We start from the raw sequence: 23,803 nt of genomic DNA on the forward strand, positions 1-23,803 counted from the left end.
GAACATGCACGCCTCCCGACCGACCATCACCGACCAGGAGTTCGCCCTCTTCCAGCGACTGATCCACCGCCTCGCGGGAATCAGCCTCTCCGACGCCAAGCGCGTGCTGCTCGTCGGCCGCCTCGGTCGCCGCCTCGAGCATCACGGTCTGCTCACCTACAGTGAGTACTACCGGCTGCTGTCCTCGGGCAGGGATCCCGACGAAGTGCAGAAGATGGTCGACCTGCTGACGACGAACGAAACCTACTTCTTCCGCGAACCGCAGCACTTCGATTTCCTGCGCGACCTGGTGCGCCAGGAGGCGAGCGCAGGCAACCCATTCCGCATCTGGAGCGGCGCCAGTTCGAGCGGCGAGGAAGCCTACTCGATGGCGATGGTGCTCGCCGAGTACTGCCTGCAGCGGCCGTGGGAGGTGTTCGGCTCGGACATCAGCCTGACCGTGCTGGCAAAGGCGAGGGCCGGCGTCTACTCGCAGGAGCGCATCGCGGGAATCCCGCTGGCGTGCCTGCGCAAGTATTGCCTGAGGGGCGTCCGCGGGCAGGAGGGCAAGTTGCTGATCGACAGCGGACTTCGCGAACGGGTCCGCTTCGCGCAGGTGAACCTGACGCAGCCGATCAGCGGCGTTGGCCATTTCGACGTCATCTTCCTGCGCAACGTGATGATCTACTTCGACGTCGAGACGAAACGCAAGGTCATCGGCCACATGTTGCCGTGCCTCAAGCCCGGCGGCCATTTCATCGTCGGCCATGCGGAGTCCCTGAATGGCCTCGCCGATGGCCTCCGGATGGTCAGGCCGACGATCTACCGGAAGCCCGGGTGATGGCCGGGCGAGTGGCGATCGCGGGTGCGAGGATTCGCCTGCTGGTGGTCGACGACTCGGCCGTCGTCCGCCAGGCGGTGGCGCTGGCGGTCACCCGCACCAATGACATCGAACTCGTCGCAACGGCTGCCGATCCGCTGTTCGCGATGGAGAAGATGCGCCGGAGCTGGCCGGACGTGATCATTCTCGACATCGAGATGCCGCGCATGGACGGTCTCTCGTTCCTGCGCGCGCTGATGGCCGAGCGCCCGACGCCGGTGATCATCTGCTCGTCCCTGGTGACCACCGGCAGTGAGACTCTGGCGCAGGCGCTGGCGGCCGGCGCGTTCAGCGTCATCGGCAAACCGAAGCTCGGGGTGAAGACCTTTCTCGAGGATTCTGCGGACGATGTCGTCGCCGCCGTGCGTGCCGCCGCCCGCGCCAACGTCGGCGCGCTGCGCGGCGGAGCGGCCACGAATGGTGCCACCCACGGCACCGCCGCTGCCCCCCTTGCGCCAGGACAGGCGCTGCACCGCGCCGACGTGATCTTGCCCGCCGCGACGACGCCAATGCTGCAGACGACCGACCGGGTGATCGCCATCGGCACCTCGACCGGCGGCACGCAGGCGCTCGAGGCGATCCTGACGAGCCTGCCGAAGACCGTGCCGGGAATCGTCGTCGTGCAGCACATGCCCGAGCGCTTCACGGCGATGTTCGCCGAAAGACTCGATTCACTGGCGGCGATCGAGGTGCGTGAGGCACGTTCCAACGACCGCGTCCTGCCCGGGCGTGCCCTGATCGCACCCGGTGGCCGCCACATGCTGCTCAAGCGCAACGGCGCCCAGTACCACGTCGAGGTCGTCGATGGGCCGCCGGTCAATCGTCACCGGCCATCGGTCGACGTACTCTTCCGTTCGGTCGCCCGCTTCGCCGGCCGCAACGCCGTCGGCGTGATCATGACCGGCATGGGCGACGACGGCGCCCGCGGCCTGAAGGAGATGCGCGATACCGGTGCGGTGACGATCGCCCAGGACGAAGCGTCGTGCGTCGTCTTCGGCATGCCCAGGGAGGCGATCAGACTGGGCGGAGTCGAGCGGGTGCTGCCACTGTCGCAGATTGCCCCGGCGCTCGTCGCCGCCGACCGCTGATCGCCGCCCCGGCGATCCGCCAGGACCGTGGAGAAGGACTGTGGAACGTTACGAAATCCTGAAGAAGATCGCCACCGAGATCGAACGCGGCGAGGTCAGCTTCCCGACCAGCGCCGTCGTGGCGCTGAAACTCAAGCGCGCGCTCGACGATCCCGACTGCCCGCTCGACCGCGCGGCGCGACTGGTGCAGGCCGAACCGCTGCTGGCGGCGAAGGTCGTCGCCGTCGCCAACTCGACCGTCTGCAACCGCTCCGGGCGACCGATCACCGACGTGCGCACGGCGGTCCTGCGGCTCGGCTTCCGCTATCTGCGTGCACTCGCCAGCGCCGTCGTCAGCCGGCAACTGGCGGCGCCGGCGACGGCAAGAGACCGCGAACTGGCCGACCGGCTGTGGCAACACACCGCCCATGTCGCCGCGCTGGCGCAGGTCATCGCCCGCCGCGTCACACGGCTCGACCCGGAGACGGCCCTGTTCGCCGGCATCGTGCACGAAGTCGGCGCCTTCTACCTGGTGTCGCGCACGCGCGACCATCCGGGTCTGCTCGACGAGGATTTTCCCGCCTGGAGCGAGAGCGGCGAGGCCGAGGTCGGACGGGCGGTGCTCAAGGCGCTGGCGGTGCCGCAGCCGATCATCGACGCCATCGAGGTCTGCTGGCAGGGCTTTCTCGCCATGCCGCCGACGACGCTGGGTGATACGCTGCTGCTCGCCGACGAACTGGCGCCGGTCGAGAGCCCGCTGCGCGACCTCGACGGCTGCCCGCGCGAAGGAATGGCGGCGTCGATCGACCTGCTCGTCGGCGAAGAGACGCTGCGCGACATCCTGCGCGAATCGGCCGCGGATGTCGCCTCGCTGACGGCTGCGCTGCAGGCTTGACGGCGCACGGGACGGCAGGGCAGCCGAGCCGGGCGCCAAGGAAGCCGCCATGCAGCGGCGTCGGATCGTCCTGCACTCGCCTCAGTACCTGACCCGCGCCAGGTAGCTCGTCTGGCTGGCTTCGCGCGCCTGACGCAGGGTCCTGACCCCGATCTCGGCGAGCAGCGGCAGCATTTTCAGGAAGACCTCGGCGGTCACCATCGCGTCGCCGAGCGCCGTATGCCGTCCAAGAACCGGCACCGCCAGACGTTCGGCGATCGCTTCGAGCTGGTGCGTTGCCTGGTTCGGGTGCAGGACCGAGGAGAGCAGCAGGGTATCGAGCACCGGTTGCTCGAAACGCACGCCAGTCCGCTTCTCCTGGAGCTGCAGGAAGCGCATGTCGAAAGCCGCGTTGTGGCCGACCAGGACGGTATCGGCACAGAAGGCGTGGAAGCGGGGCAAGACGACATCGATGCCCGGCTGACCGGCGAGCAGTTCGCGCGTCAGGCCGTGCACCTCCACCGAACCAGGTGACAGGCGGACCTGGGGCTTGACCAGTTGGTCGAAGCACTCATGCCGCAGGAGACGGCCGTTGACGATCCGCGTCGCGCCGATCTGGATGATCTCGTCGCCTTCGGCGGGGTGCAGACCGGTTGTCTCGGTATCGAAAACCGTGTAAGCGAGTTCGCTGAGCGGCCGGTCGTCGAGTTCATGGCCGCTCGCCGACCAGCCGAACAGGTCGAAGTCATAGAACTCGGGACGCTCTTCAGCCGTTGCCACGGGCATCGGCATGGGCAGGTTGCCGGGTGCCGCCGCCATCGGCAGTACGGTCCTGAAGAAGGCGCGATGCGAGACGCGTTCGCGCTGGAACCAGATGTCGCCGTTGCAGCGCTCGACGACGTCGGTCACACTCAGCGAGGATGACTTGCCAGGGACGTTCATCGGATCCTGCAACCAGCTCATCGCCGTTTCGTTGTTCATGAAGCCGCCCTGCCACGACAGGTCGAGTTGGGCCAGATGTCCGCTGCGCGTCAGCGACAGGCGGACTTCACGAATCCCGTAGTCGTCCTGCAGGCGGAGCGCCAGATGACGCAGCGCCTGCAGCAAGGCAAAACTGTCCACGCGCAGCCAGAGCCCCTTTTCGACGTGCTCGGTCTTGACGGCGAGCGGAGGCCGGCCGCCGCCGCCTTTTTCCTGGATGCTGCCAGCCGTCGCCAGCAGGATCTCGGCACCGTTGATCTCCTCCAGCACCCAGCGCTCGCGCAGGTCGCTCGAGAACGCCCGCGCCGCCTTGTCGAACTGCGCCGACAGCACCGTGGCTTCGTCGCGGATCGCCAGCGTGAAGCGGTCCTTCTGCTCGCTCGACATGTCCGGGAAATCGCAGAGCATCTCGGCGGCCGCGCGCACACTGCCGAGCGGCCCGCGGCACCCCTCGATCAGCGACTGGATGACCGCGTCCCGCCGCGTATGTCGCTCGTTGGTCATGGTCACGTCATCGAGAACGAGAACGAAACCGGTCATCGAGAGCGCGCCGCCGTCGGCATGATGCCGACCCGTCTGTCCCAGGACCGGAGACATGTGGGCACGCAGCAAGCGACCGCTGGCAGTCCCGGTGACAAAGTGCGTCGAGCCGACGACCTCCGGGGCATGCCCGGAGTCCGCCGCAGCACTGGCCTGCTGCAGGCGGGCTATGGCATAGCCGATGACCGCGCGGTCGAGAACGGCATGAATCGAACGTCCCAGACCGAGCAACTCGGTCCTGTCGCCGTCCGGTCCGGTCGAGAGCTCCTGCTTTGCCCGTTGGTTGTACAGCAGCACGCGACCATCCAGGTTGCAGACGACGACACTCTGGCTGAGGTCAGCCATCAGCGCACTCAAGCGGCCCCGTTCCTCCTCGAGCGATGCCTGTGTGGCGCGGAAGTGCTCGGCGACCTCGCTGCGGTCCGCTTCGCGCTGGGCGAGCAGCTGATTGACGACCTGCGCCAGTTGCTCGACTTCGGGCGCCTCGTAGCGACCAACCCGCAGGCCGGCATGCGGCAGCGTTGCCGCGAGCTGTTCCGCCAGGCGCAGTGGCGCCTGGACGTACAGCGTATCGAGTTTGAACGACAGCCAGCAGCCCGCTCCCGAGGCGATCAGGACCACCGGTATCAGCTTGAGCAGCCGGCTCGCGAGAGCGTCACCGTCAGCACCGGCGGCGGGCTCGCCGACGAGCAACAACGCCGCGGTGGACGCGACCACCGCAAGCATCGACAGGAAGACCGCCAGCCCTGCCAGCAGGCGTCTGCGCCGCGGCCTCATCCCGTGCCTTGCCCTTCAGGCGGGCACCGCGGCCTGCTGTGGCCGTGCTTCACGAATCGGCAGGTTGACGATCGCGGCGAATGCCGCCAGCGCCATGTCCGCGTACCACATCCACGTGTAATCGCCGAGGCGGGTGATCGCCAAGCCACCGAGCCAGGCGCCGAGGAAGCCGCCGATCTGGTGCGAGAGCAGGGTCAGCCCGAACAGGGTGGCGAGGTACCGCACACCGAACAGCTTGCCGACGATGGCGGCCGTCGGCGGCACGGTCGCCAGCCAGGTGAAACCGAGGCCGGCGGCGAAGAGGTAGAAGGTCGTCTCGCTGCGCGGCAGCAGCAGGTAGCCGGCAATGAGCAGCGCGCGCGAACCGTACATGACCGCGAGGACGTACTTGCTGCGGTAGCGCGCGACACACGAACCGGCGTAAAGGCTGCCGAAGATGTTCGCCAGCCCGATGATCGCCAGCGACCAGCTGGCGACCGCCGGCGGCAGGCCGCACAGATCGACCTCGCCCGGCAGATGGGTGACGAGGAAGGCGATGTGGAAGCCGCAGGTGAAGAAGCCGACATGCAGCAGCAGGTAACTGCGGTCGCGCAGGGCGTCGCCGATCGCGGCCCGCAACCCGTTGCCGGCGTCGGCACGATGCGCCGCAGGTGCCGCCTTCGATCCCGCCAGCCGGCCGATCAGCGGCAAGGCGGCGAGCGTCATCAGCGCCAGCGACCACATCGCGCCGATCCAGCCGATGCTCTGGATCAGCTTTTGCAGGATCGGCGCGAAGACGAACTGGCCGAACGACCCACCGGCGTTGATGACTCCGGACGCGGCGGCGCGCGACTCGAGCGGCAGGCGCTGCGCCGCCGCGCCGATGAGCACCGAGAAGCTGCCGGCGCCGGAGCCGATGGCCGAGAGCAAGCCGAGCGAGACGATCAGGCCCGGGCCCGAGTCCATGAACGGCGTCATCGCGCTGCCCAGGGCGAGCAGCAGCAGGCCGCCGACCAGCACCATGCGCGGCCCGTAGCGGTCGGCGACGGCGCCGGCCAACGGCTGGATCGCGCCCCAGGTGAATTGCCCGACCGCCAGCGCCAGGCTGATGGTGGCGATGCCAAGACCGGTCGCGGAGTTGAGCGGACTGACGAAGAGCCCGAGCGACTGGCGGGCACCCATCGTCACCATCAGGATGCCGGCGGCCGCCAGAGTGGTGACCAGGACCTCGGGTCGGGCAAGGGTACGGAACATGAGCGGTCTTCCGGGGTGTGCGGGCTCTGGGAACGCGGCCGACTATACCCTGCCGTTTCGGAAACGAGAAGTCCTTGACTGCACGGGCTGTTCCCGGTCGCAGTCAGGATGTACACTGCGCGTCGGATTGTTCGCGGCGCCGGCCGTGGATGCTCGGGCAGCGGCTGCGTCGCACGCCAGCCGGAGCAGGCGATCGCTTGCCGCCAGGCTCGCGGACACCACAAGCATGCCATCACTGCCATTCACCACCCGCCGACCAGGAAGATGAAATCCAGCACCGACCCCGGCGCGAGGCCGACCTCGACCGCCCAGCGCGGCCTGCCACCGCAGGCCGCCGACATCGCCACCGAGCTTGCCAGCTTCCGGCGCGAGATGCTGCGCTTCGCGACGCTGCAGTTGCGCGACCAGGCGAGTGCCGAAGACGCGGTGCAGGAAGCCATGCTGGCCGCCCTGCAGGGAGCGGACCGCTTTGGCGAGCGCGCCCGGTTGAAGACCTGGGTGTTCTCGATCCTGAAGAACAAGATCGTGGACATCATCCGCCGGCGGGTGCGTGAACCGACCTACGAAGACCCGCTGGGCGAGATCGACGACGCCGACTTCGACCCGCTCTTCCAGAGCAACGGTCACTGGCAGCGCGACACGCGCCCCTCCGACTGGGGCGACCCGGAGCGCAGCTTCGAGAACCGCAGTTTCTGGGCGATCTTCGACGCCTGCATGAACCGGCTGCCACCGGGAACCGCGCGCGTCTTCATGATGCGCGAAATGCTCGGCCTCGAAACCGACGAAATCTGCGCCGAGCTGTCGATGAGCAGCAACAACTGCTGGGTCGTTCTGCACCGGGCGCGCATGGGGCTGCGCCTGTGCCTCGACCAGCGCTGGTTTGCCGGCAGCGGAGGGCTCGCGGCATGATGAACTGCAAACAGGCGACACGACTGATGTCGGAAGAGATGGACCGCGATCTCGCCGCCGGCGACCGCTTGGCGCTGCGCCTGCACACCTTGCTCTGTTCCGGCTGCGCCCGCTATCGCGAGCAGATGGCGTTCCTCCGCCAAGCGTCCCGGCAGCAGGTACCGGACGACGACACCCCAGAATCATTACGGTGACAGTATACTTTTCTCACCCCGCCAGCAGTTCCATTGAATATACTGTCACCGAATTTCGTCACCGAATTTCAGTCACCGAATTTCGAATTTCAGGCGGCGGTCTGGATGATCGCCGTTGCGCCGGAATGCAGCTGACGCAGGTCTTTCTCGTCGATGCCGAGCAGCGGCAGGCAGACTTCGCCGAGCTTTGCCCACTCCTGTGTCCGACTCGCGCCGCTGAGTTGCTGCAGGAGGTGTTCGGCGGTCTGGCTGACGGCGATCAGGCGACGGCTCGGTGGCGGCAGGTCGGGTTGCAGCGAAGCCAGCGCAGCCCGCTCGTGATGATGCCGGATCGCCTGGCAGAGCTCATCGGGTAGCCACCAGTCGACGGCCATCAGGCCACCGACGACCGCGTGATCGGTCGGATGTTCGGCGCGCTCGACAGCGGTGAACGAGCGTTCGGCGTCGCCGTTCGCGCGCGCCAGGGTCTGCATGTAGGTGGGTAGCCGGCGCAGCAGGATGACGATCCCGCAGTCGCGGAAGAGGCCGAAGGTGTAGGCATCGGCAGCATGCAGACCGGGCAGGCTGATTTCCTGCGCCAGCCAGCCGGAGAGCGCGGCGATGCGCGCCGACGCGTCCCAGAAGCGGACGTAGTGACCGCTGTTGGGGAAGGCGCGTCGCAGGTTGATCGCGGCAACCGCCCGGCTCGTCACATCGAGGCCGAGCAGCATGAGCGCATCGGCAACCGAGCGCACGCGCGTGCGCAGGCCGAAGGAAGGCGAGCCGGCGGTCTTGATGAGGCCGGCGGCCAAGCCGACGTCGGCGTTGATCAGTTGCCCGACACGACGCAGACAGGGGTCGTCCTGCATCATCTCGTCGCGGATGCGGTCGAGGATCATCGGTCGCGGCGGAATGTCGATCGCCCGCAGGTTTTCCTCGAGCGCGGCTTCCACACCCGCCGGGCCGGGTGAACACGGTTCCCTCAGCGGGACTTCCTCGTTTCCATCCACTGTGACAACGCCTCCTCCGACATCGGCTTCGCGTGCAGGAAACCCTGCGTCGCATCGACCCGCGCCGCCTCGCAGGCGGCAAGTTGTGCAGCGGTCTCGACCCCTTCGGCGACCACGACCATTCCCAGCTCACCGGCGAGGCGCGTGATCGCGCTCAGGATGGCGAAGGCGCGACGGTCTTCGGGCAGCTCGTTGATGAACGCACGATCGAACTTGAGCTTGGTCGCCGGCAGGTCCTTGAGGTTCGCGAGGCTCGAGTAGCCGGTGCCGAAGTCGTCGATCGCCAGGCCGACCCCGGCTTCGCGCGCGCCCCGCAGGTTCGCCTGCACGACCGGCGAAGCGTCGACGAACAACGACTCGGTCAGTTCGAGTTCGATCGCGTCGGCCGGCAGGCCGGCGCAGATCAGGGCCGCGTGCAGGTTGCTGAGAAAGCTCTGCGAACAGAGTTGCAGGCGCGAGATGTTGATCGCGACCTTCGTCGGGCAGCCCTGCGCGCGCAGCCGGGCAGCGCAGCGCGCGCCCTGCAGCAGGATCCATTCGCCGATGCGGACGATCAAGCCGGTCTTCTCGGCGACGGCGACGAGCTGCAGCGGGGAAACCTGGCGGCCGCCGACGGCGCAGCGCATCAGCGCCTCGACCGCCTCGACGCTGCCGTCCGCACGAACGATCGGTTGATAGTGCAGCGCGAGATCGCCGGTTGCCAGTGACGCGTGCAGGACGCTCTCGATTTCCAGATCCTGCCTTGCCGACCGCGCTGCGGACGTCACTCCGGGTGGCTCGACGGCCATGACGACGAAGCGATCGCCGCCTTGGCGTTTGGCTTCGCCCATCGCGCGGTCGGCGCGTGCGAGCAGGCTGAGCGGGTCATCGGCGGCAAGCCGCCAGGTAATGCCGATGCTCACCGAAGGCCGCAACAGGATGCCACCGAGCGGTATCGGCTGATCGATGGTCGCCAGCAGGCGTCCGGCGATCCGTTCGGCGTCCGGTGTCTCGACGGCGGGAAGCAGGATGGCGAACTCGTCGCTGCCCATGCGCAGGCAGGTCGCGCGCTCACCGGCGACCGACCGGATGCGGCCGGCAATCAGGGCGATGACGGCATCCGCCTCGGCATAGCCGAAGGAATCGTTGACCTGACGGAAGCGGTCGAGGTCGAGCCACATCGCGCACAGCGATGCCGGTACCCGGTCTGTCGCGGCGAACAGGCGTGCGACCTCGGTCCGAGCGGCGTTGCGCAGGAGGAAGCCGGTCGTCGTGTCGCGGCGGGCCGGCGGTGAGCCGGTCATTGCCCGTGCCCGCAACCGAAACCTGCCGCCTGCCGTCCCTTTCCGTTTGATGATCTCGCTCCTTTCCGGAACCAGGCGAACGGATCTCTCTGCAATCGTTCCGTCGGCGCCGCTGCGCAAGACTAAGCGGCTGCCGGCGCGGTTGCTTGACTCGCGGCGCCAATCGCATGACCATTGCCGCCGTCGTCGACAGCCATCGCACGGGACAAGGGAAGCATGGACGAATCGGGGAGCACGCTGGCCACGCTCTGGCTGGTCATGCTGCGCCTGCTCGAGGAGCACGGGATCGATCCGGAGCAGTTCCGCAAGACTCTCGGGATTCGCCGTGAAGCACTGCGCGACGTGCATGCGCGGCTGCCTTCCCACTTGGTGGATGTCGGCTTCGAGCTGGCCGCCGCGCAGATCGGCGACGAGGCCTTCGCCCTGCGCGCTGCCGAATGCTGGCATCCGTCCAATCTCGGAACAATGGGTTACGCCTGGCTGTCGAGCCGCACGCTGCATACCGGGCTGAAACGGATCGAGCGTTTCTCGCGCATTCTCGGCAGCCGGATCACCTACCGCTGTTCCGAAGAGGCGGACGGCGTCCGTCTCGGCTTCGATCACGGACGCGGCGACGCCGCCGTCGGCCCGCTTCTGGCCGACTTCTCGCTGTCGATCCTGATCGCCATGTGTCGGGTCAATGCCGGCAAGCCGATGAGCCCGACCAGCGTCGATCTGCGCCGGCCTGAACCCGCCAACCCGCAACCCTGGCAGGCCTTCTTCGGCTGCCCGATCGCTTTCGGCCAACCGGTCGACGGCTTCCTCCTCGCTGGCGAGGTCGCCAACGCGCCCTTGCCTTCGGCCAACATCCCGCTCGCCAACACCTTCGACGCGATTCTCACCGAACAGCTTGCGGCGCTGTTCGACGACGACATCGTCAGCCGCTGCAAGGCGCATGTGCTGCAGCACCTGACCTCGGGCATGCCGTCGGCGGAGGAAGTGGCGCGCGCACTCGGCCTCAGCCAGCGCAGCCTGCAGCGCAGGCTGGCGGCGCTCGGCCTGAGCTTCCAGGGCGTCGTCGACGAAACCCGCCACGAACTGGCGCGGCGCTATCTCGACGATCCCACCAAGTCGGTCACCGAGATCACCTTCCTCCTCGGCTTTTCCGAGCAGAGCGCCTTCACCCGCGCCTTCCGGCGCTGGAGCGGCATGCCCCCGTCGATCTACCGCGGCCTCACATTTCCGGTGACAGTATACTAAATTCCGACGGACGAGCATCGCAGCTGAGCGTTTTCGGCGCAGCCCCCTCCCGCCGGACCGCTACCGCTGTACAGCAGAACGCGGAACCTCACCGACCGCTGCTGACGCAAGCGCGACCGCTGCGCAGCAAGCTGCGGCAAGACACCGGCCACGGCATGGCTCTCGGCCGACGACCGGCAGACGCGCAGCACCCTGCGGCACGGCGGCAGCACGGCCGCAACGACCATTCTCTTGCAACATTGTTGCATTTGGCTCGCAAAAGGGGCATGATTCGGCCTCCGCAACATGGCCCGGATGACAGAGACCCAGCCCTGCCCAGCATGTCGTCGCCACCCCGACCCTCAGCACCCCCGCACCCCCGCCGCCTGCAAGCCGGCAACCCGGTTCTCTGCGCCAGCGCCGCCGCCCGGCTGGCGTGGGCCGCCGGTGCGCTGATCCTGCTCTGGAGCTTCATCCTCTGGGCACTGGCATGAGACGCATCGCCCGCCCGCAGGGTACGGCGCTGCTGCGCTTCGACAATCTGACCCTCGGCTACAACCGGCATCCGGCGGTGCATCACCTGCAAGGCGAAATCGCCACTGGCAGCCTGATCGCCATCGTCGGTCCGAACGGCGCCGGCAAGTCAACCCTGCTGAAGGCGATCGCCGGCGAGCTGCGACCGTTGCAGGGCAGCATCGAGCGGAACGGACTCGACCGTCGGCAGATCGCCTACCTGACGCAACAGGCGACACTCGACCCGACATTCCCGATCGTCGTCCATGATTTCGTCGCCATGGGGCTCTGGCGCGAGATCGGCGCCTTTCTCGGCCTCGGCAGCGCGCACCGGCGGCGGGTGCAGGCGGCAATCGAGCGCGTCGGTCTGCACGGACTCGAGAAGCGCCCGATCGGCGCCCTTTCCGGCGGACAACTGCAGCGCGCGCTGTTCGCCCGCGTCATGCTGCAGGATGCGCCGCTGGTGCTGCTCGACGAGCCCTATGGCGCGATCGACGCGGCCAGCGTCCGCGACCTGGCGGCGCTGGTTCGCCAGTGGCACGACGAAGGGCGGACGGTGATCGCCGTCCTGCACGATCTCGCGCACGTTCGCCAGGAGTACCCGGAGACGCTGCTGCTGGCCCGCGAACTGGTGGCACGTGGCGAAACGGCGAGCGTCCTCAACCCCGCCAACCTGCAGCGTGCCCGGCAACTCGCCGAAGGACAGGGCGACGGCACGCAGGCAGCCGTCTGCCGCCTCGACCGGGATGCGGCGTGAGCGAGCTCCTGTCGACCCTGCCGCCGTTCTCGCCCTTCGTCGAGTTCGCCTTCATGCGCCGGGCGCTCGCCGGCTGCCTCGCGCTGTCGCTCGGCGCGACGCCGATCGGCGTCTTCCTGATGCTGCGCCGCATGAGCCTGGCCGGCGACGCGATGTCGCATGCCATCCTGCCGGGCGCGGCGATCGGCTATCTGGTCGCCGGCCTGTCGCTGCCGGCGATGACCCTCGGTGGTCTCGCCGCCGGCCTCGCGGTCGCCCTGCTCGCCGGCGGCGTCGCGCGCAACACGGTGATCAGGGAGGACACCAGCCTCGCCACCTTCTACCTGCTGTCGCTGTCGGCGGGCGTGCTGCTCATCTCGCTGCGCGGCAGCAGCGTGGACCTGCTGCATGTCCTGTTCGGCAGCGTGCTGGCGCTCGACGATCCGGCGCTGCTGCTGCTCGGCGCCTTCGCATCGCTGTCGATCGTCGCCCTCGCCATCGGCCTGCGCCTGTTCGTCCTCGAGGCCTGCGACCCCTCCTTCCTGGCGCGCATCAGCCGCCTGTCGCCGCTGGCGCACTATGGCTTCATGGTCCTGCTGGTGCTCAACTTGGTCGCCGGTTTTCACGCGCTCGGTACGCTGATGGCGGTCGGCATCATGATCCTGCCGGCGGCAGCGGCCCGCCTCTGGGTCTGCAACGTCGGACCGCTGCTGCTGATCGCCAGCGGCATCGGCTTCGCCGGATCGCTCGCCGGATTGCTGTTGTCCTACCACGCCGACCTGCCGGCCGGGCCGGCGATCGTCCTCACCCTCGGCGCGACCTACCTGCTGTCGCTCGCCCTCGGTCCGCTCGGACCGCTGGCCAGCCGCCGGCGATCGGGCTGGCATTTCGAACGTTGAACGCTCAAGGAGAAACGGAATGAAGCGGACAATCTGCGCTGCCCTGGGATGGCTGTTGCGCGTTCTGCTGCTGGCGAGCATCGGCAGCGTCAGTGCGGCGGAAAGACTGCCGGTGGTCGCCAGCTTCAGCATCCTCGGCGACCTGACGCAGAAGGTGGGCGGCGAGCTAGTCGAGGTGCACACGCTCGTCGGTGCAGGCGCCGACGCGCACGTGTACCAGCCGACGCCGAGCGACGCGCGGGCGCTGGCGCGCGCCCGCCTGGTGATCGTCAATGGCCTCGGCTTCGAGGGCTGGATCGACCGCCTGATCAAGTCATCGGGCTATCGTGGCCAGCTCGCGGTCGCCAGCAAGGGCGTGAAAGCGCTGCACGAAGCGCATGCGGAGGGCGGCAAGGGCCACCTGCACGGCGACGATGTCGACCCGCATGCCTGGCAGGACCTGGCAAATGGCGGCCGCTACGTGGCGAACATCGCGCAGGCGCTGGCCGCTGCCGACCCGGCCAACCGGGCGACCTACGCCGCCAACGCCGTCCGCCTGCAGGGGGAACTGGCCGCGCTCGCGCGTGAGGCGAGCAGCGCCTTCGCCGCCATTCCGGCCACGCAGCGCAAGGTGGTGAGCTCGCACGACGCCTTTGCCTACTTCGGGCACGCCTACGGCATCCGCTTCATCGCCCCGGTCGGAGTCAGCACCGATGCCGAACCGTCCGCTGGCGAAGTCGCTGCCATCATCCGGCAGATTCGCCGCGAGAAGATCCCGGCCATCTTCGTCGAGAACATCAGCGACCCGCGCCTGCTCGAGCGCATCAGCCGTGAATCGGGGGCGCGCATCGGCGGCACCCTGTACTCGGACTCGCTGTCGCCGCCCGGTACTCCGGGCGACAGCTACCTGGGCATGATGCGCCACAACATCCGCACCCTGAGCGAGGCGCTCGGCCACTGAGCCAGCCTGGACCCGGCCCGGCGAGCGCCGAGCGGACGGCGGCAGCAACCGGGCGCGTGGCGTGGTCGCCGCCCTGCAGGTCGCCGATGCGACGGCAAGGCGGCGGGCATTCGGTTTAAGATCCGGGTCCCCAACGACGACCCGGACCACCAGGCGACCCATGAACGAGCCATCATCCCTGCGCCGGCAGGAATTCATCGCCGGCGTCCGCGACACCTTGCCGCTGCTGCTTGGCGCGCTGCCCTTCGGGCTGATCTACGGCGCCATCGCTGCGACCTCCGGGCTGTCGTTCGCCGCCGCGCTGGCGATGTCGGCATTCGTCTTCGCCGGTTCGTCGCAATTCATTGCCGTCGGGCTCATCGCTGCGCAGACGCCGGTGGCGATCATCGTCCTGACGACGCTGATCGTAAACCTGCGGCACATGCTGTACAGCGCCACCCTCCTGCCGCATCTGCGCAGCCTGCCGCAGCGCTGGCGGATCCCGCTTGCCTTCTGGTTGACCGACGAGACCTTCGCCGTCACCGTGCACCGCTTCCAGCGCGCCGACGCCTCACCCTGCAAGCACTGGTACCAGCTTGGCTCGTCGATCGCCATGTACCTCAATTGGCAACTGTGTTGTTTCGCCGGACTGCTGCTCGGCGACCGCATTCCCGACGCCCAGGGCTGGGGGCTCGACGTGGCGATGCCGGTGACCTTCATCGGCATGATCATTCCCTTCGTCCGTACGCTCCCGGTGGCAATCAGCGTCCTCACCGCGGGCGCCGCCTCGCTGCTGACGCTGGCCATGCCCTACAAGCTGGGGATCCTCGTCGCGGCCTTCGCCGGCATCGCCTCCGGCATGCTCGCGCAGCGACTGCTGCGGGCGCAAGCGGCGCTCGCCCGATGATGAGCAGCGACGAGCTGTGGCTGATCGCCGGCATGTTCGCGGTGACCTTCGGCATCCGCTACCTGCTCTTCGGTCTCGCCGGACGGATCAGCCTGTCGGCCTGGCTCAGCGACTCGCTGCGCTTCATCCCACCGGCGGTGCTCACCGCGATCACGGTTCCCGCCGTGCTGCTGCCCGACGGCCAATGGCAACTCTCCGCCGCCAACCCCTACCTGGTCGCCGCGCTCTGCAGCATCGCTGCCGGCATCGTCACGCGCAAGCTGCTGGCGACGATCGCCGTCGGCCTGGCTGCCTTCTTCCTGCATCGCCTGTGGTTCTAGGTGGACAGCCGATGACCGGAGGGCGGCGACGCCAAACCCTCTAGTTCGCCTCGCCGGCCCGCTTGCGCAGCATCTCGATGATCATCGACGCCGTCTGCTCGATCGAGCGGTGGCTGGCATCGATGATCGGCCAGCCGCGACGGATGAACAGGCGACGAGCTTCCAGCACCTCCTTGCGCAGGGCGTCGAGGTCGGCGTAGTCGCCGTTCGACTCGTCCTTCAGCGCGCTCAGGCGAGCGGCACGGATCATCGCCAGGCGCGCCGGGTCGACGGTCAGGCCGACGATCAACGGCCCGTTCGCGCGCAGCAGGCCGACCGGCGGTGGCGCGCCCGGCACCAGCGGCACGTTCGCCGCCTTGATGCCGCGCGATGCGAGATACATGCAGGTCGGCGTCTTCGTCGCCCGCGAGACGCCGACGATGATCACGTCGGCACCGTCGAGATCGTCGCTGGCGACGCCGTCGTCGTGCGCAAGGGTGTATTTCATCGCCTCGACACGGCGAAAGTAGTCCTCATCGAAGGCATCGCCCGAGCTGTGATGCGACAGGATGGCCGCCCCGGTGTATTCCGCGAGCTGACCGACCAAGGGCTCGAGCGCGAACTGGAAGGGAATTCCGAGATGGCGGCAGCCTTCCTCGAGGGCTTCGCGCACATCGCTGTGGCTGATGCTGTGCAGGACGTAGCCGGGGGCGGCGGCGAGCACACCGAGGATTTCCGGCACCTGGTCGAGGCGGCGGACGGTCTTCCACAGGCGGCGCCTGACCTCGACCCCGGCCAGCTGGGTGACGGCGTTGCGCGCCAGCATCTCGACCAGTTCACCCGAGGCATGCGAGACCAGATACAGAAGAACCGTCCGGCTCACCCGGGCTTCCTCCCGTGGCCGCTTGGCAGCGGCGACTCAGCGATGATAGCCACCATCGAGGCGCAGAACGCTGCCGTTGATCATGACGTTCTTGATGACGTGCAGGACGAGCATGGCGAACTCGGCCGGATCACCAAAGCGGTGCGGAAACGGAATCTGCCGCGCCAGCCGTGAGTCGAGGTTCTTCTCCATGTCGAACAGCGTCTGCGTCCCGAACAGCCCCGGCGCGATGCCGACGACACGGATTCCCAAGGGGCCCAGTTCGCGCGCCGCCGGCAGGATCATGCTGACGACACCGCCTTTCGATGCCGAATACGCGGCCTCGCCGCTCTGCCCCTCGTAGGCCGAGACCGAAGCCGTCGACAGGATGACGCCGCGCTCGCCGTTGCTCTGCTGCGGCAGGGCAGCCATGTCGGCAGCGGCCAGGCGAATCATGTTGAAGGTCGAGATCAGGTTGACCTCGACGAGCTTGCGGAAATCCTCGAGCGCCACCGGCCCAGCGGCCCCGAGAATGGGTTCGTTGTGGCCGCGACCGACACAGTGCACGAGCACGCGCGCCGCACCGTGCGCCGCGCGTGCGCGCGCGATCGCCTCCTCGGCTGACTGCGAGTCGGCGACGTCGCAGTGAATCGCCAGCGCGCCGATGTCCTTCGCGACCCGGTGCACGCTGTCGGCATCGATGTCGATCAACGCCACCCGTGCGCCCGCCTCGCTCAGATAGCGCGCGGTTTCCGCGCCCAGGCCCGATGCCGCCCCGGTGACGACCGCGGGGCATGCCCACAAATCCATGCCAGACCTCCTGCCATTGCCGACCGCAGCGGCCAGCGTCAGGGCGCATTATATCGGGTGCCCGCAGCGCATGTGCCCGCCGTTCCGGGGAGCGCGGCGAGCGCCGCCAGCGACTGTCAGGGAGAACCGCGACGCCAGTCGGGCAGCACGATGGCCTGCAGGCTGCCGCTCACCGGCTGCACGGATCCCTGCGCAAAGAACCGTCATCAATTCGTCAACAAGCCGTCACACAATGGATTCGCCGGCTCACGCAGCCACGACCACCGCAGCCAAGGAGGCTCACCATGAAGCACAATACCGCCCCGTCTACAGCACGCAACTGGCTTGGCGCGACCTGGTTCGCTGCCGCACTCGCCTGCAGCAGCCCACTCGCCATCGGCGCCAGCCCGGTGGTCCGGATCGATGGGTCGAGCGCGGCTTATCCGATCACCGAGGCGGCGGCGCAGGATTTCCAGCGCGCCAAGCTGCACGAGGTGCACGTCAACATCGGGGTCTCGGGAACCGCAGCCGGGCTCAGCAAATTCTGCCGCGGTGAGACTGACATTGCCAGCGCCTCGAGACCGATTCTGAGCAAGGAAATGGAAGCCTGCGCCAAGGCTGGAATCCGCTTCTACGAAATGCCCCTCGCCTACGACGCGCTGACCGTCGTCGTCAATCCTCAGAACAGCTTCGTCAACAGCCTCAGCGTCAGCGATCTGCGCAGGCTGTGGGAGCCGGGAGCCGAGAAGCGGGTCACGACCTGGCGGGATCTCAACCCGGCGTGGCCCGCCGACAGGATCAGGCTTTATGCCCCTGGAGCCGACTCCGGCACCTTCGAGTCCTTTACCGAGGTGGTCGTGGGTACCGCCAAGGCAAGCCGTGCCGACGCCAGCACGGCCGAGGACCACGGGGTCCTGGCAGAACGCATCGCCGCAGACAAGGACGCACTCGGCTATCTCAGCCTCGACTACTATGTCGAGAACAAGCAGAAGCTCAAGGCCGTGGCGATCAGCGACGGCAAGGAAGCCGTTGCGCCGACGGTGGAAAACATCCGCAACGGCAGCTACCAGCCCCTGTCGCGCCCGCTGTTCCTTTACGTCAGTGAGAAGTCGCTCGAGAAGGCTGCAGTCAGGGAGTTCGTCGATTTCTGCATGAAGAACGCGCCCCGCCTCGTCGTCGAGGCGAACTACCTGCCGCTGCCGACACGCGCCTATGCGGACAACCTTGAGCGCATCCCGGCACGGAAGCTTGGCAGCGTTTATGGCGGCGAGAACAAGGCGCGCATGCGGCCGGCTGACTCACTGGAGATCTTCAAGGCACTGATGCACGGTTCCTGACCACGATCGCCACCTGCAGGGCAGGAGCAGCCCGCGCAGCCAGCGGCACCGCAGGCCGCGCGGTAACCCGGCCCGCGACATCTGATCTGTCCCCCAGCATTCCCCAAGGAGTCCCTTATGTCTTCATCCCGCACATCGCGCAACGCCGACGTCATCGCCGCAGCCGCCGATGAACTGAAACGCAGACGACTGGCCGCAACCGCCGTCGCGTCGTCACCGAGCAAAGGCCGCAAGCGCGGAAAAGGCGAGGTTGCGGCACGCACTTCCTGCAAACTGTGGCTGACACGGAAGGAATACCGGCAGTTGCGACAACTGAAACAGCGGCTGGCCGCTGCCGGAATCCGCGCAAGCCGGCCGGCACTCGTCCGCGCGGGCCTGCTGATGCTCACCGACCTCGACCGAGACGCTTTCGTGCAAGCTCTGCGCGCGATGATCGCCGCCAGACAACGACTGCAGGAGGGAAACTGACACGCATGCAAGATGGACGCAGGCGACCGTCATCAACCTGTCACAGCGCCAGCGCACACTTCGTTCTGCAGTCAGGACCGCACAACAGGAGACCATGATGAAGCAGCCTGCACGACATTCCACCGCTGCCGCCGTCGCCATCCTCGGCAGCCTTTTCCTCAGCCCACTGGCTTTCGCCGCGCCGCCGGTGGTCAAGGTCGACGGTTCGAGCACCGTCTTCCCGATCACCGAAGCCGTTGCCGAAGAGTTCCAGAAAGCCCGCAAGGGGGCGACCAACGTCACCGTCGGCATCTCCGGCACGGGTGGTGGCTTCAAGAAATTCTGCCGTGGCGAAACCGACATCGCCAATGCCTCGCGGCCGATCTCCAGGAAGGAGATGGATGACTGCAGCAAGGCCGGCATCCGCTATTACGAGTTGCCGGTGGCCTACGATGCACTGACGGTGATGGTGAACCCGCAGAACACCTTCATCAAGAGCATGACCGTCGCCGAACTGAAGAAGATCTGGGAGCCCGGCGCGCAGGGCAGGATCAACAACTGGAAGGACGTCAACCCGGCGTGGCCGGACCAGAAGCTCAAGCTCTACGGCGCCGGCGCCGATTCCGGGACTTTCGACTACTTCACCGAAGCGATCGTCGGCAAGGCCAAATCGAGCCGCGGCGACTACACGGCTTCCGAAGACGACAACGTGCTGGTGCAGGGAATCGCCGGCGACAAGGGCGCGCTCGGCTACTTCGGCTTCGCCTATTACATCGAGAACCAGAAGAAGCTGAAGGCGGTGGCGATCGACGGCGGCAAGGGGCCGGTCGCGCCAACACCGGAAAACGTCGACAACGGCAGCTATCAGCCACTGTCCCGGCCGATCTTCATCTATGTCAGCGAGAAGTCGCTCGACAAGCCCGAGGTCCGGGATTTCGTCGACTTCTACATGAAGAACGCGCGGCCGCTGGTGAAGGAGGTCAAGTACATCCCGCTGCCGGCGAAAGCCTACAGCGGCAACCTCGACCACATCGCCCGCAAGAAGATCGGCACCGTCTTCGGTGGCGAGAACGAAACCGGCCTGACGATAGAGGAACTGATGAAGCGCGAGGCACAGCTCTGAGGCACGCCCGGCCACCGGCGATCTGCCGCCAACAGGAGTCCGCATGATGAGCAGCATCCTTCCCCTGAAGCATCCGCCAGGCACCTTGGCGGCGACACCGGGTGCGCTGCCGCAGGGATGGTCGGCGGCGCGGCTGCGCCGCCGGCTCGCCGAACGGGCGATCGAAACGCTGCTCATGCTGGCGGCGCTGGTCTCGGTGTTCACCACCGCCGCCATCGTCGCGATTCTCGTCTGGGAGTCGGTGGTCTTCTTCCGCACCGTCCCGCTGCTCGACTTCCTCACCGACACGCAGTGGACACCGCTTTTCGACGACGCCCATTTCGGCATCATCGCACTGCTCTCGGGCACGCTGACGACGACCATCGTCGCGCTGCTGGTCGCGGTACCGCTCGGTACCATTCTCGCCATCTACCTCTCCGAGTTCGCGCCGTTTCGCGTGCGCGAGGTGGCCAAACCCTTCCTCGAGCTGCTCGGCGGCATCCCGACGATCGTCTACGGCTACTTCGCGCTGCTCTTCGTCACGCCGGTGCTGCAGAAGATCTACCCGGAACTGCCGGGCTTCAACATGCTCTCGGCCGGACTGGTGATGGGCATCATGATCATCCCCTACGTCAGCTCGCTGTCCGAGGACGCCATGCGGGCGGTGCCGATGCACATGCGCGAGGCCTCCTACGCGATGGGCGCGACCCGCCTGCAGACGGCGGTCTTCGTCGTCACCCCGGCGGCCCTGTCGGGTCTCGCCTCGTCGTACATCCTCGGCATCTCGCGCGCCGTCGGCGAGACGATGGTCGTCGCCATCGCCGCCGGCATGCAGCCGAACTTCAGCTTCAACCCCACCGAGCCGGCGGCGACGATCACCGCCTACATCGTCCAGGTCGCGCTCGGCGACCTGCCGCACGGTTCCATCGGCTACCAGACGATCTTCGCCGCCGGCCTGACCCTGCTGCTCATCACCCTCGTCTTCAACATCATCGGCCACTTCCTGCGCAAGCGGTTCCGCGAGGCCTACTGAACATGATCCCGACATCGATTGGCGCTTCCTCCTCCGAATCCGGCGTCGCCGAAATGCGCCGCCTGATCTCCCGCCACAAGACCTGGGACTGGCTCTTCGGCCTGCTCGGCACCCTTGCCCTGCTCTTCGCGACCGTGGTCTTCGCCGCACTTTTTGGCCAGATGCTGGTCAACGGGGCACCGCACCTGTCGTGGGAATTCTTCACCAGCTTTCCCTCACGCCGCGCCGCCAGCGCCGGCATCCTCTCGGCCTGGGTCGGAACGATCCTGGTAATGCTGGTGACGGCGATCGTCGCCGTGCCGCTCGGCATCGGTGCCGGCATCTATCTCGAAGAGTACGCGCGCAAGAACCTGCTGACCGACATCATCGAGATCAACGTCACCAACCTCGCCGGCGTGCCGTCGATCATCTACGGGCTGCTCGCGCTCGGCCTCTTCGTCTACCAGTTCGGCCTCGGCCAGAGCATCGCCGCAGCCGGCCTGACGCTGGCGCTGCTGATCCTGCCGGTGGTCATCGTCGCCACGCGCGAGGCGATCCGCACCATCCCGCAGAACATCCGCGAAGGGGCTTACGCCTGCGGCTCCAGCAAATGGCAAGTGGTCTCGCACCACATCATCCCCTACTCGCTGCCGGGCATCATGACCGGGGTCATCATCGGGCTCGCCCGCGCGATCGGCGAGACGGCGCCGATCATCACCATCGGTGCGCTGACCTTCATCGCCTTCCTGCCGCCCTCACCGTTCTCCAATCCCGAGCAGCTGATCTCCTTCGAGTGGTTGCTGGCACCCTTCACCGTCATGCCGATCCAGATGTTCAACTGGATCTCGCGCCCCGAGGAAGCCTTCCAGGCCAACGCCGCGGCTGCCGGCCTGGTGCTGCTGCTGATGACGCTGTCGATGAACGCCCTCGCCATCTGGATTCGTTATCACTTCCGCAAGAGGATCAAATGGTGAGCCCGCGGCTCGCCACGAGAGGACCATCATCGTGAATCCCGAGACCTTCCCCACCGCGAAAGCCGGCGCCGAACTGAAGGCGCAGGCGAAAGCCCTGAGCTTCTATTACGGCGACTTCCAGGCGCTGAAGAACATCGACTTCCCGGTCGAGAGAAACCAGGTCACCGCACTGATCGGCCCCTCCGGCTGCGGCAAGTCGACCTTCCTGCGCTGCTTCAACCGCATGCACGACCTCTACCCGAACATGCGCTATGAGGGCGAGATCCTGCTCTATCCCGACGGCGTCAACATCGTCGACCGGCACGTCGACCCGATCGAGGTGCGCATGCGCATCTCGATGGTCTTCCAGAAGCCGAATCCCTTCCCGAAGTCGATCTACGAGAACGTCGCCTACGGCCTGCGCGTGCGCGGCGTCCGCAACCGTTCGCTGATCGACGAGAAGGTCGAGGAGGCGCTGCGCGCCGCCGCCCTCTGGGGCGAGGTCCGCGACCGCCTCGACGATCTCGCGTTCAACCTCTCGGGCGGCCAGCAGCAGCGCCTGTGCATCGCCCGCGCGCTGGCGACCGACCCCGAGATCCTGCTCTTCGACGAACCCACCTCGGCGCTCGACCCGATCGCCACGGCGAAGATCGAGGAACTGGTCAGCGAACTGAAGGAAAAGGTCACCATCCTGATCGTCACCCACAACATGCAGCAGGCCGCACGCGTCTCGGCCTACACGGCGTTCATGTACATCGGCGAACTGATCGAGTTCGACGACACCAAGCGCATCTTCACCAACCCCTCGTCGAAACTGACCGAGGAGTACATCACCGGCCGCTTCGGCTGAAGCCCAGGACGGCGACAACGGGCGTCAATGGCGCGCTCGGCAGAGCTCAGCGCGCCGCTGGAAGCGCGCAGCCGCGCCGGCGCCAGGCGGCAAGACCGGCGCGACCGAACAGCGCCGCACGGCCCGGTTGCGGAACCGTGCCGACCTCACGGATCGTCATCATCCCCGCGGTGCTGCTGCACTGACCGCGAAGCACGGCGCCAGTGACGGGTCGTCGCGCGAAGGAGGAGCGGGCAGCCTTGGGCCGGCGCGCTCGACCGCGTGCGGCAGAAGCCGCTGGCAAGCGCCGGAGCTCCGGTCAAACCGGAGGACCGGATGAGGAAGTCCTGCTCGTGCCCGCCGTCGGGCCGTCGATCGGATCCGGCCCGCGATGGGCAGCGCCGCGTCCCGATGAGGGGCCCGGTCTGCGCGCAGCGTTCGTCCGTGTCGAAAAATCTTACAGGGCGGCCGGGTCGGGAATTGTTTTATGCGTTATATCAGAGCGATGTATTGATGGCACAGAATCTGCTTCTGGGATGGCACCGGATCGTACCGAGCCCAATCCTCACTGCGGAGAATATCACCATGAAAACGTATCTCAAGTCCTCGCTTGCTGCTCTCGCCGTTGGTCTGCTCGCCCATGCGCCCGCCGAGTCCGCAGTGGTCTTCACGTACCAGAACGGCCTGTCGTGCGGGACCCTCAGCTTGTGCAGCATTGGGACCGACGGCAACCTCAGCGAGTCCTCTCAGCTCTATTCGACCGTCGCCGGCTTCGACTCACAGTTTGCGCGCGGCACCGCGATCACGGCTTTCCTGGACGGGCTGCCGACGCACACCACCGTCGGCATCGACTTCCTGCTTGCCGTGATCGACAGCTGGGACGGACTCACTCCCAGCAGTTGTGCCGGACATCTTCGAAGTCAAGGTCGACGGCACCACCGTATTCTCGGCGGGATACGACATCTTTGACGCTGCCGACCAGTCGCCAGTGCGCGGCACGCAGCTCGCCTACAACGTCGCGCTCGGCTTCTCGGGATGGAACGACGCGGCTTACGACATGGCCTCGGTCGCCGCGCTGCAAGGCATCGCACACTCGGCGTCGACGATGAGCGTCGAGTTCCTGTTTGCGAATTCTCAAGGCATCGATGACGAATCATTCGCCCTCGAGAATCTGCGCATTTCGGTGGACTCGGCCAGTGTCCCGGAGCCATCGGCCCTCGCCCTGTTCGGACTCGCACTTTCCGGCTTCGCCTTCGCTCGACGCAAGGCTTGACG

The 23,803-nt window shown here is 67.2% G+C and carries 25 protein-coding genes; 19 read left to right on the top strand and 6 right to left on the bottom strand.

What is annotated here, in order from left to right:
- Positions 1-4 precede the first annotated feature (4 nt).
- From V5B60_RS21930 to V5B60_RS21940, 3 genes are read left to right on the top strand one after another with little or no spacing between them, the layout of a single operon-like run.
- Positions 5-820, top strand: coding sequence for a CheR family methyltransferase (locus V5B60_RS21930; protein WP_332350286.1), 816 nt, complete (start codon positions 5-7; stop codon positions 818-820).
- Positions 820-1,947 (top strand): protein-glutamate methylesterase/protein-glutamine glutaminase, encoded by a 1,128-nt coding sequence (locus V5B60_RS21935; protein ID WP_332350288.1) that lies wholly within the window; start codon positions 820-822, stop codon positions 1,945-1,947. Before V5B60_RS21930 ends, V5B60_RS21935 begins: the two co-directional genes overlap by 1 nt.
- A gap of 40 nt (positions 1,948-1,987) precedes the next feature.
- On the top strand, positions 1,988-2,821 hold the full coding sequence (locus V5B60_RS21940; RefSeq protein WP_332350290.1) for an HDOD domain-containing protein: 834 nt from the start codon (positions 1,988-1,990) through the stop codon (positions 2,819-2,821).
- An 81-nt stretch (positions 2,822-2,902) separates the two neighbouring features.
- On the opposite strand, the gene V5B60_RS21945 is transcribed toward V5B60_RS21940, so the two are convergent.
- On the bottom strand, positions 2,903-5,098 hold the full coding sequence (locus V5B60_RS21945; protein WP_332350292.1) for a 3'-5' exonuclease: 2,196 nt from the start codon (positions 5,096-5,098) through the stop codon (positions 2,903-2,905).
- Between the two features lie 15 nt (positions 5,099-5,113).
- Positions 5,114-6,331: an MFS transporter gene (locus V5B60_RS21950; protein WP_332350293.1), complete on the bottom strand. Its 1,218-nt coding sequence runs from the start codon at positions 6,329-6,331 to the stop codon at positions 5,114-5,116.
- Positions 6,332-6,595: 264 nt separating this feature from the next.
- On the opposite strand from V5B60_RS21950, the gene V5B60_RS21955 reads away from it, so the two are divergent.
- Together V5B60_RS21955 and V5B60_RS21960 are read left to right on the top strand one after the other, a co-directional pair.
- Positions 6,596-7,240, top strand: a complete 645-nt coding sequence (locus tag V5B60_RS21955; RefSeq protein WP_332350295.1) for a sigma-70 family RNA polymerase sigma factor — start codon at positions 6,596-6,598, stop codon at positions 7,238-7,240.
- Positions 7,237-7,434 (top strand): zf-HC2 domain-containing protein, encoded by a 198-nt coding sequence (locus V5B60_RS21960; protein WP_034938175.1) that lies wholly within the window; start codon positions 7,237-7,239, stop codon positions 7,432-7,434. The genes V5B60_RS21955 and V5B60_RS21960 overlap by 4 nt, the downstream gene beginning before the upstream one ends.
- Before the next feature lie 89 nt (positions 7,435-7,523).
- On the opposite strand, the gene V5B60_RS21965 is transcribed toward V5B60_RS21960, so the two are convergent.
- Together V5B60_RS21965 and V5B60_RS21970 are read right to left on the bottom strand one after the other, a co-directional pair.
- Positions 7,524-8,423, bottom strand: coding sequence for an HDOD domain-containing protein (locus tag V5B60_RS21965; RefSeq protein ID WP_332350299.1), 900 nt, complete (start codon positions 8,421-8,423; stop codon positions 7,524-7,526).
- Positions 8,396-9,706, bottom strand: a complete 1,311-nt coding sequence (locus tag V5B60_RS21970; protein WP_332350301.1) for a putative bifunctional diguanylate cyclase/phosphodiesterase — start codon at positions 9,704-9,706, stop codon at positions 8,396-8,398. The genes V5B60_RS21965 and V5B60_RS21970 overlap by 28 nt, the downstream gene beginning before the upstream one ends.
- 216 nt (positions 9,707-9,922) lie before the next feature.
- Here V5B60_RS21970 and V5B60_RS21975 point away from each other — a divergent pair, with 216 nt between their 5' ends.
- The 6 genes from V5B60_RS21975 to V5B60_RS22000 all read left to right on the top strand — a co-directional run bounded on the left by V5B60_RS21975 (position 9,923) and on the right by V5B60_RS22000 (position 15,218).
- Complete coding sequence (locus V5B60_RS21975) at positions 9,923-10,945, top strand: AraC family transcriptional regulator (RefSeq protein WP_332350303.1); 1,023 nt, start codon at positions 9,923-9,925, stop codon at positions 10,943-10,945.
- 469 nt (positions 10,946-11,414) lie between these two features.
- Entirely contained in the window at positions 11,415-12,194 is a 780-nt protein-coding gene (aztA, locus tag V5B60_RS21980) for a zinc ABC transporter ATP-binding protein AztA (protein WP_332350305.1), read from the top strand.
- Between the two features lie 53 nt (positions 12,195-12,247).
- Complete coding sequence (locus V5B60_RS21985) at positions 12,248-13,072, top strand: metal ABC transporter permease (protein ID WP_332350695.1); 825 nt, start codon at positions 12,248-12,250, stop codon at positions 13,070-13,072.
- Between the two features lie 19 nt (positions 13,073-13,091).
- Positions 13,092-14,012 (top strand): metal ABC transporter substrate-binding protein, encoded by a 921-nt coding sequence (locus tag V5B60_RS21990; RefSeq protein ID WP_332350307.1) that lies wholly within the window; start codon positions 13,092-13,094, stop codon positions 14,010-14,012.
- A 160-nt stretch (positions 14,013-14,172) separates the two neighbouring features.
- Complete coding sequence (locus V5B60_RS21995) at positions 14,173-14,898, top strand: AzlC family ABC transporter permease (protein ID WP_332350308.1); 726 nt, start codon at positions 14,173-14,175, stop codon at positions 14,896-14,898.
- On the top strand, positions 14,895-15,218 hold the full coding sequence (locus tag V5B60_RS22000) for an AzlD domain-containing protein (RefSeq protein WP_332350310.1): 324 nt from the start codon (positions 14,895-14,897) through the stop codon (positions 15,216-15,218). The genes V5B60_RS21995 and V5B60_RS22000 overlap by 4 nt, the downstream gene beginning before the upstream one ends.
- A 40-nt stretch (positions 15,219-15,258) precedes the next feature.
- On the opposite strand, the gene V5B60_RS22005 is transcribed toward V5B60_RS22000, so the two are convergent.
- Together V5B60_RS22005 and V5B60_RS22010 are read right to left on the bottom strand one after the other, a co-directional pair.
- Positions 15,259-16,080, bottom strand: a complete 822-nt coding sequence (locus V5B60_RS22005) for a pyruvate, water dikinase regulatory protein (RefSeq protein WP_332350313.1) — start codon at positions 16,078-16,080, stop codon at positions 15,259-15,261.
- A gap of 36 nt (positions 16,081-16,116) precedes the next feature.
- Positions 16,117-16,869 carry an SDR family oxidoreductase gene (locus V5B60_RS22010; protein WP_332350316.1) on the bottom strand — a complete coding sequence of 251 codons (753 nt, stop codon included), beginning with the start codon at positions 16,867-16,869 and terminating at the stop codon, positions 16,117-16,119.
- Between the two features lie 284 nt (positions 16,870-17,153).
- On the opposite strand from V5B60_RS22010, the gene V5B60_RS22015 reads away from it, so the two are divergent.
- The 8 genes from V5B60_RS22015 to V5B60_RS22050 all read left to right on the top strand — a co-directional run bounded on the left by V5B60_RS22015 (position 17,154) and on the right by V5B60_RS22050 (position 23,801).
- The gene (locus tag V5B60_RS22015; RefSeq protein ID WP_332350318.1) at positions 17,154-18,185 is read left to right on the top strand and encodes a PstS family phosphate ABC transporter substrate-binding protein; all 1,032 of its coding nucleotides are present in this window, start codon (positions 17,154-17,156) and stop codon (positions 18,183-18,185) included.
- Positions 18,186-18,302: 117 nt separating this feature from the next.
- Positions 18,303-18,653: a hypothetical protein gene (locus tag V5B60_RS22020; protein WP_332350320.1), complete on the top strand. Its 351-nt coding sequence runs from the start codon at positions 18,303-18,305 to the stop codon at positions 18,651-18,653.
- Positions 18,654-18,747: 94 nt separating this feature from the next.
- On the top strand, positions 18,748-19,755 hold the full coding sequence (locus V5B60_RS22025) for a PstS family phosphate ABC transporter substrate-binding protein (protein ID WP_332350322.1): 1,008 nt from the start codon (positions 18,748-18,750) through the stop codon (positions 19,753-19,755).
- A 46-nt stretch (positions 19,756-19,801) separates the two neighbouring features.
- The gene (pstC, locus tag V5B60_RS22030) at positions 19,802-20,767 is read left to right on the top strand and encodes a phosphate ABC transporter permease subunit PstC (protein WP_434735387.1); all 966 of its coding nucleotides are present in this window, start codon (positions 19,802-19,804) and stop codon (positions 20,765-20,767) included.
- Between the two features lie 2 nt (positions 20,768-20,769).
- The gene (gene pstA / locus V5B60_RS22035; RefSeq protein ID WP_332350326.1) at positions 20,770-21,720 is read left to right on the top strand and encodes a phosphate ABC transporter permease PstA; all 951 of its coding nucleotides are present in this window, start codon (positions 20,770-20,772) and stop codon (positions 21,718-21,720) included.
- Positions 21,721-21,751: 31 nt separating this feature from the next.
- A complete protein-coding gene (gene pstB / locus V5B60_RS22040; RefSeq protein WP_332350328.1) occupies positions 21,752-22,549 on the top strand; it encodes a phosphate ABC transporter ATP-binding protein PstB in 798 nt (265 codons plus the stop codon).
- 564 nt (positions 22,550-23,113) lie between these two features.
- Positions 23,114-23,497, top strand: coding sequence for a hypothetical protein (locus tag V5B60_RS22045; protein ID WP_332350330.1), 384 nt, complete (start codon positions 23,114-23,116; stop codon positions 23,495-23,497).
- 19 nt (positions 23,498-23,516) lie between these two features.
- A complete protein-coding gene (locus tag V5B60_RS22050; RefSeq protein ID WP_332350332.1) occupies positions 23,517-23,801 on the top strand; it encodes a PEP-CTERM sorting domain-containing protein in 285 nt (94 codons plus the stop codon).
- Positions 23,802-23,803: the final 2 nt, after the last annotated feature.

Source organism: Accumulibacter sp., assembly GCF_036625195.1.
Classification (GTDB): Bacteria; Pseudomonadota; Gammaproteobacteria; order Burkholderiales; family Rhodocyclaceae; genus Accumulibacter.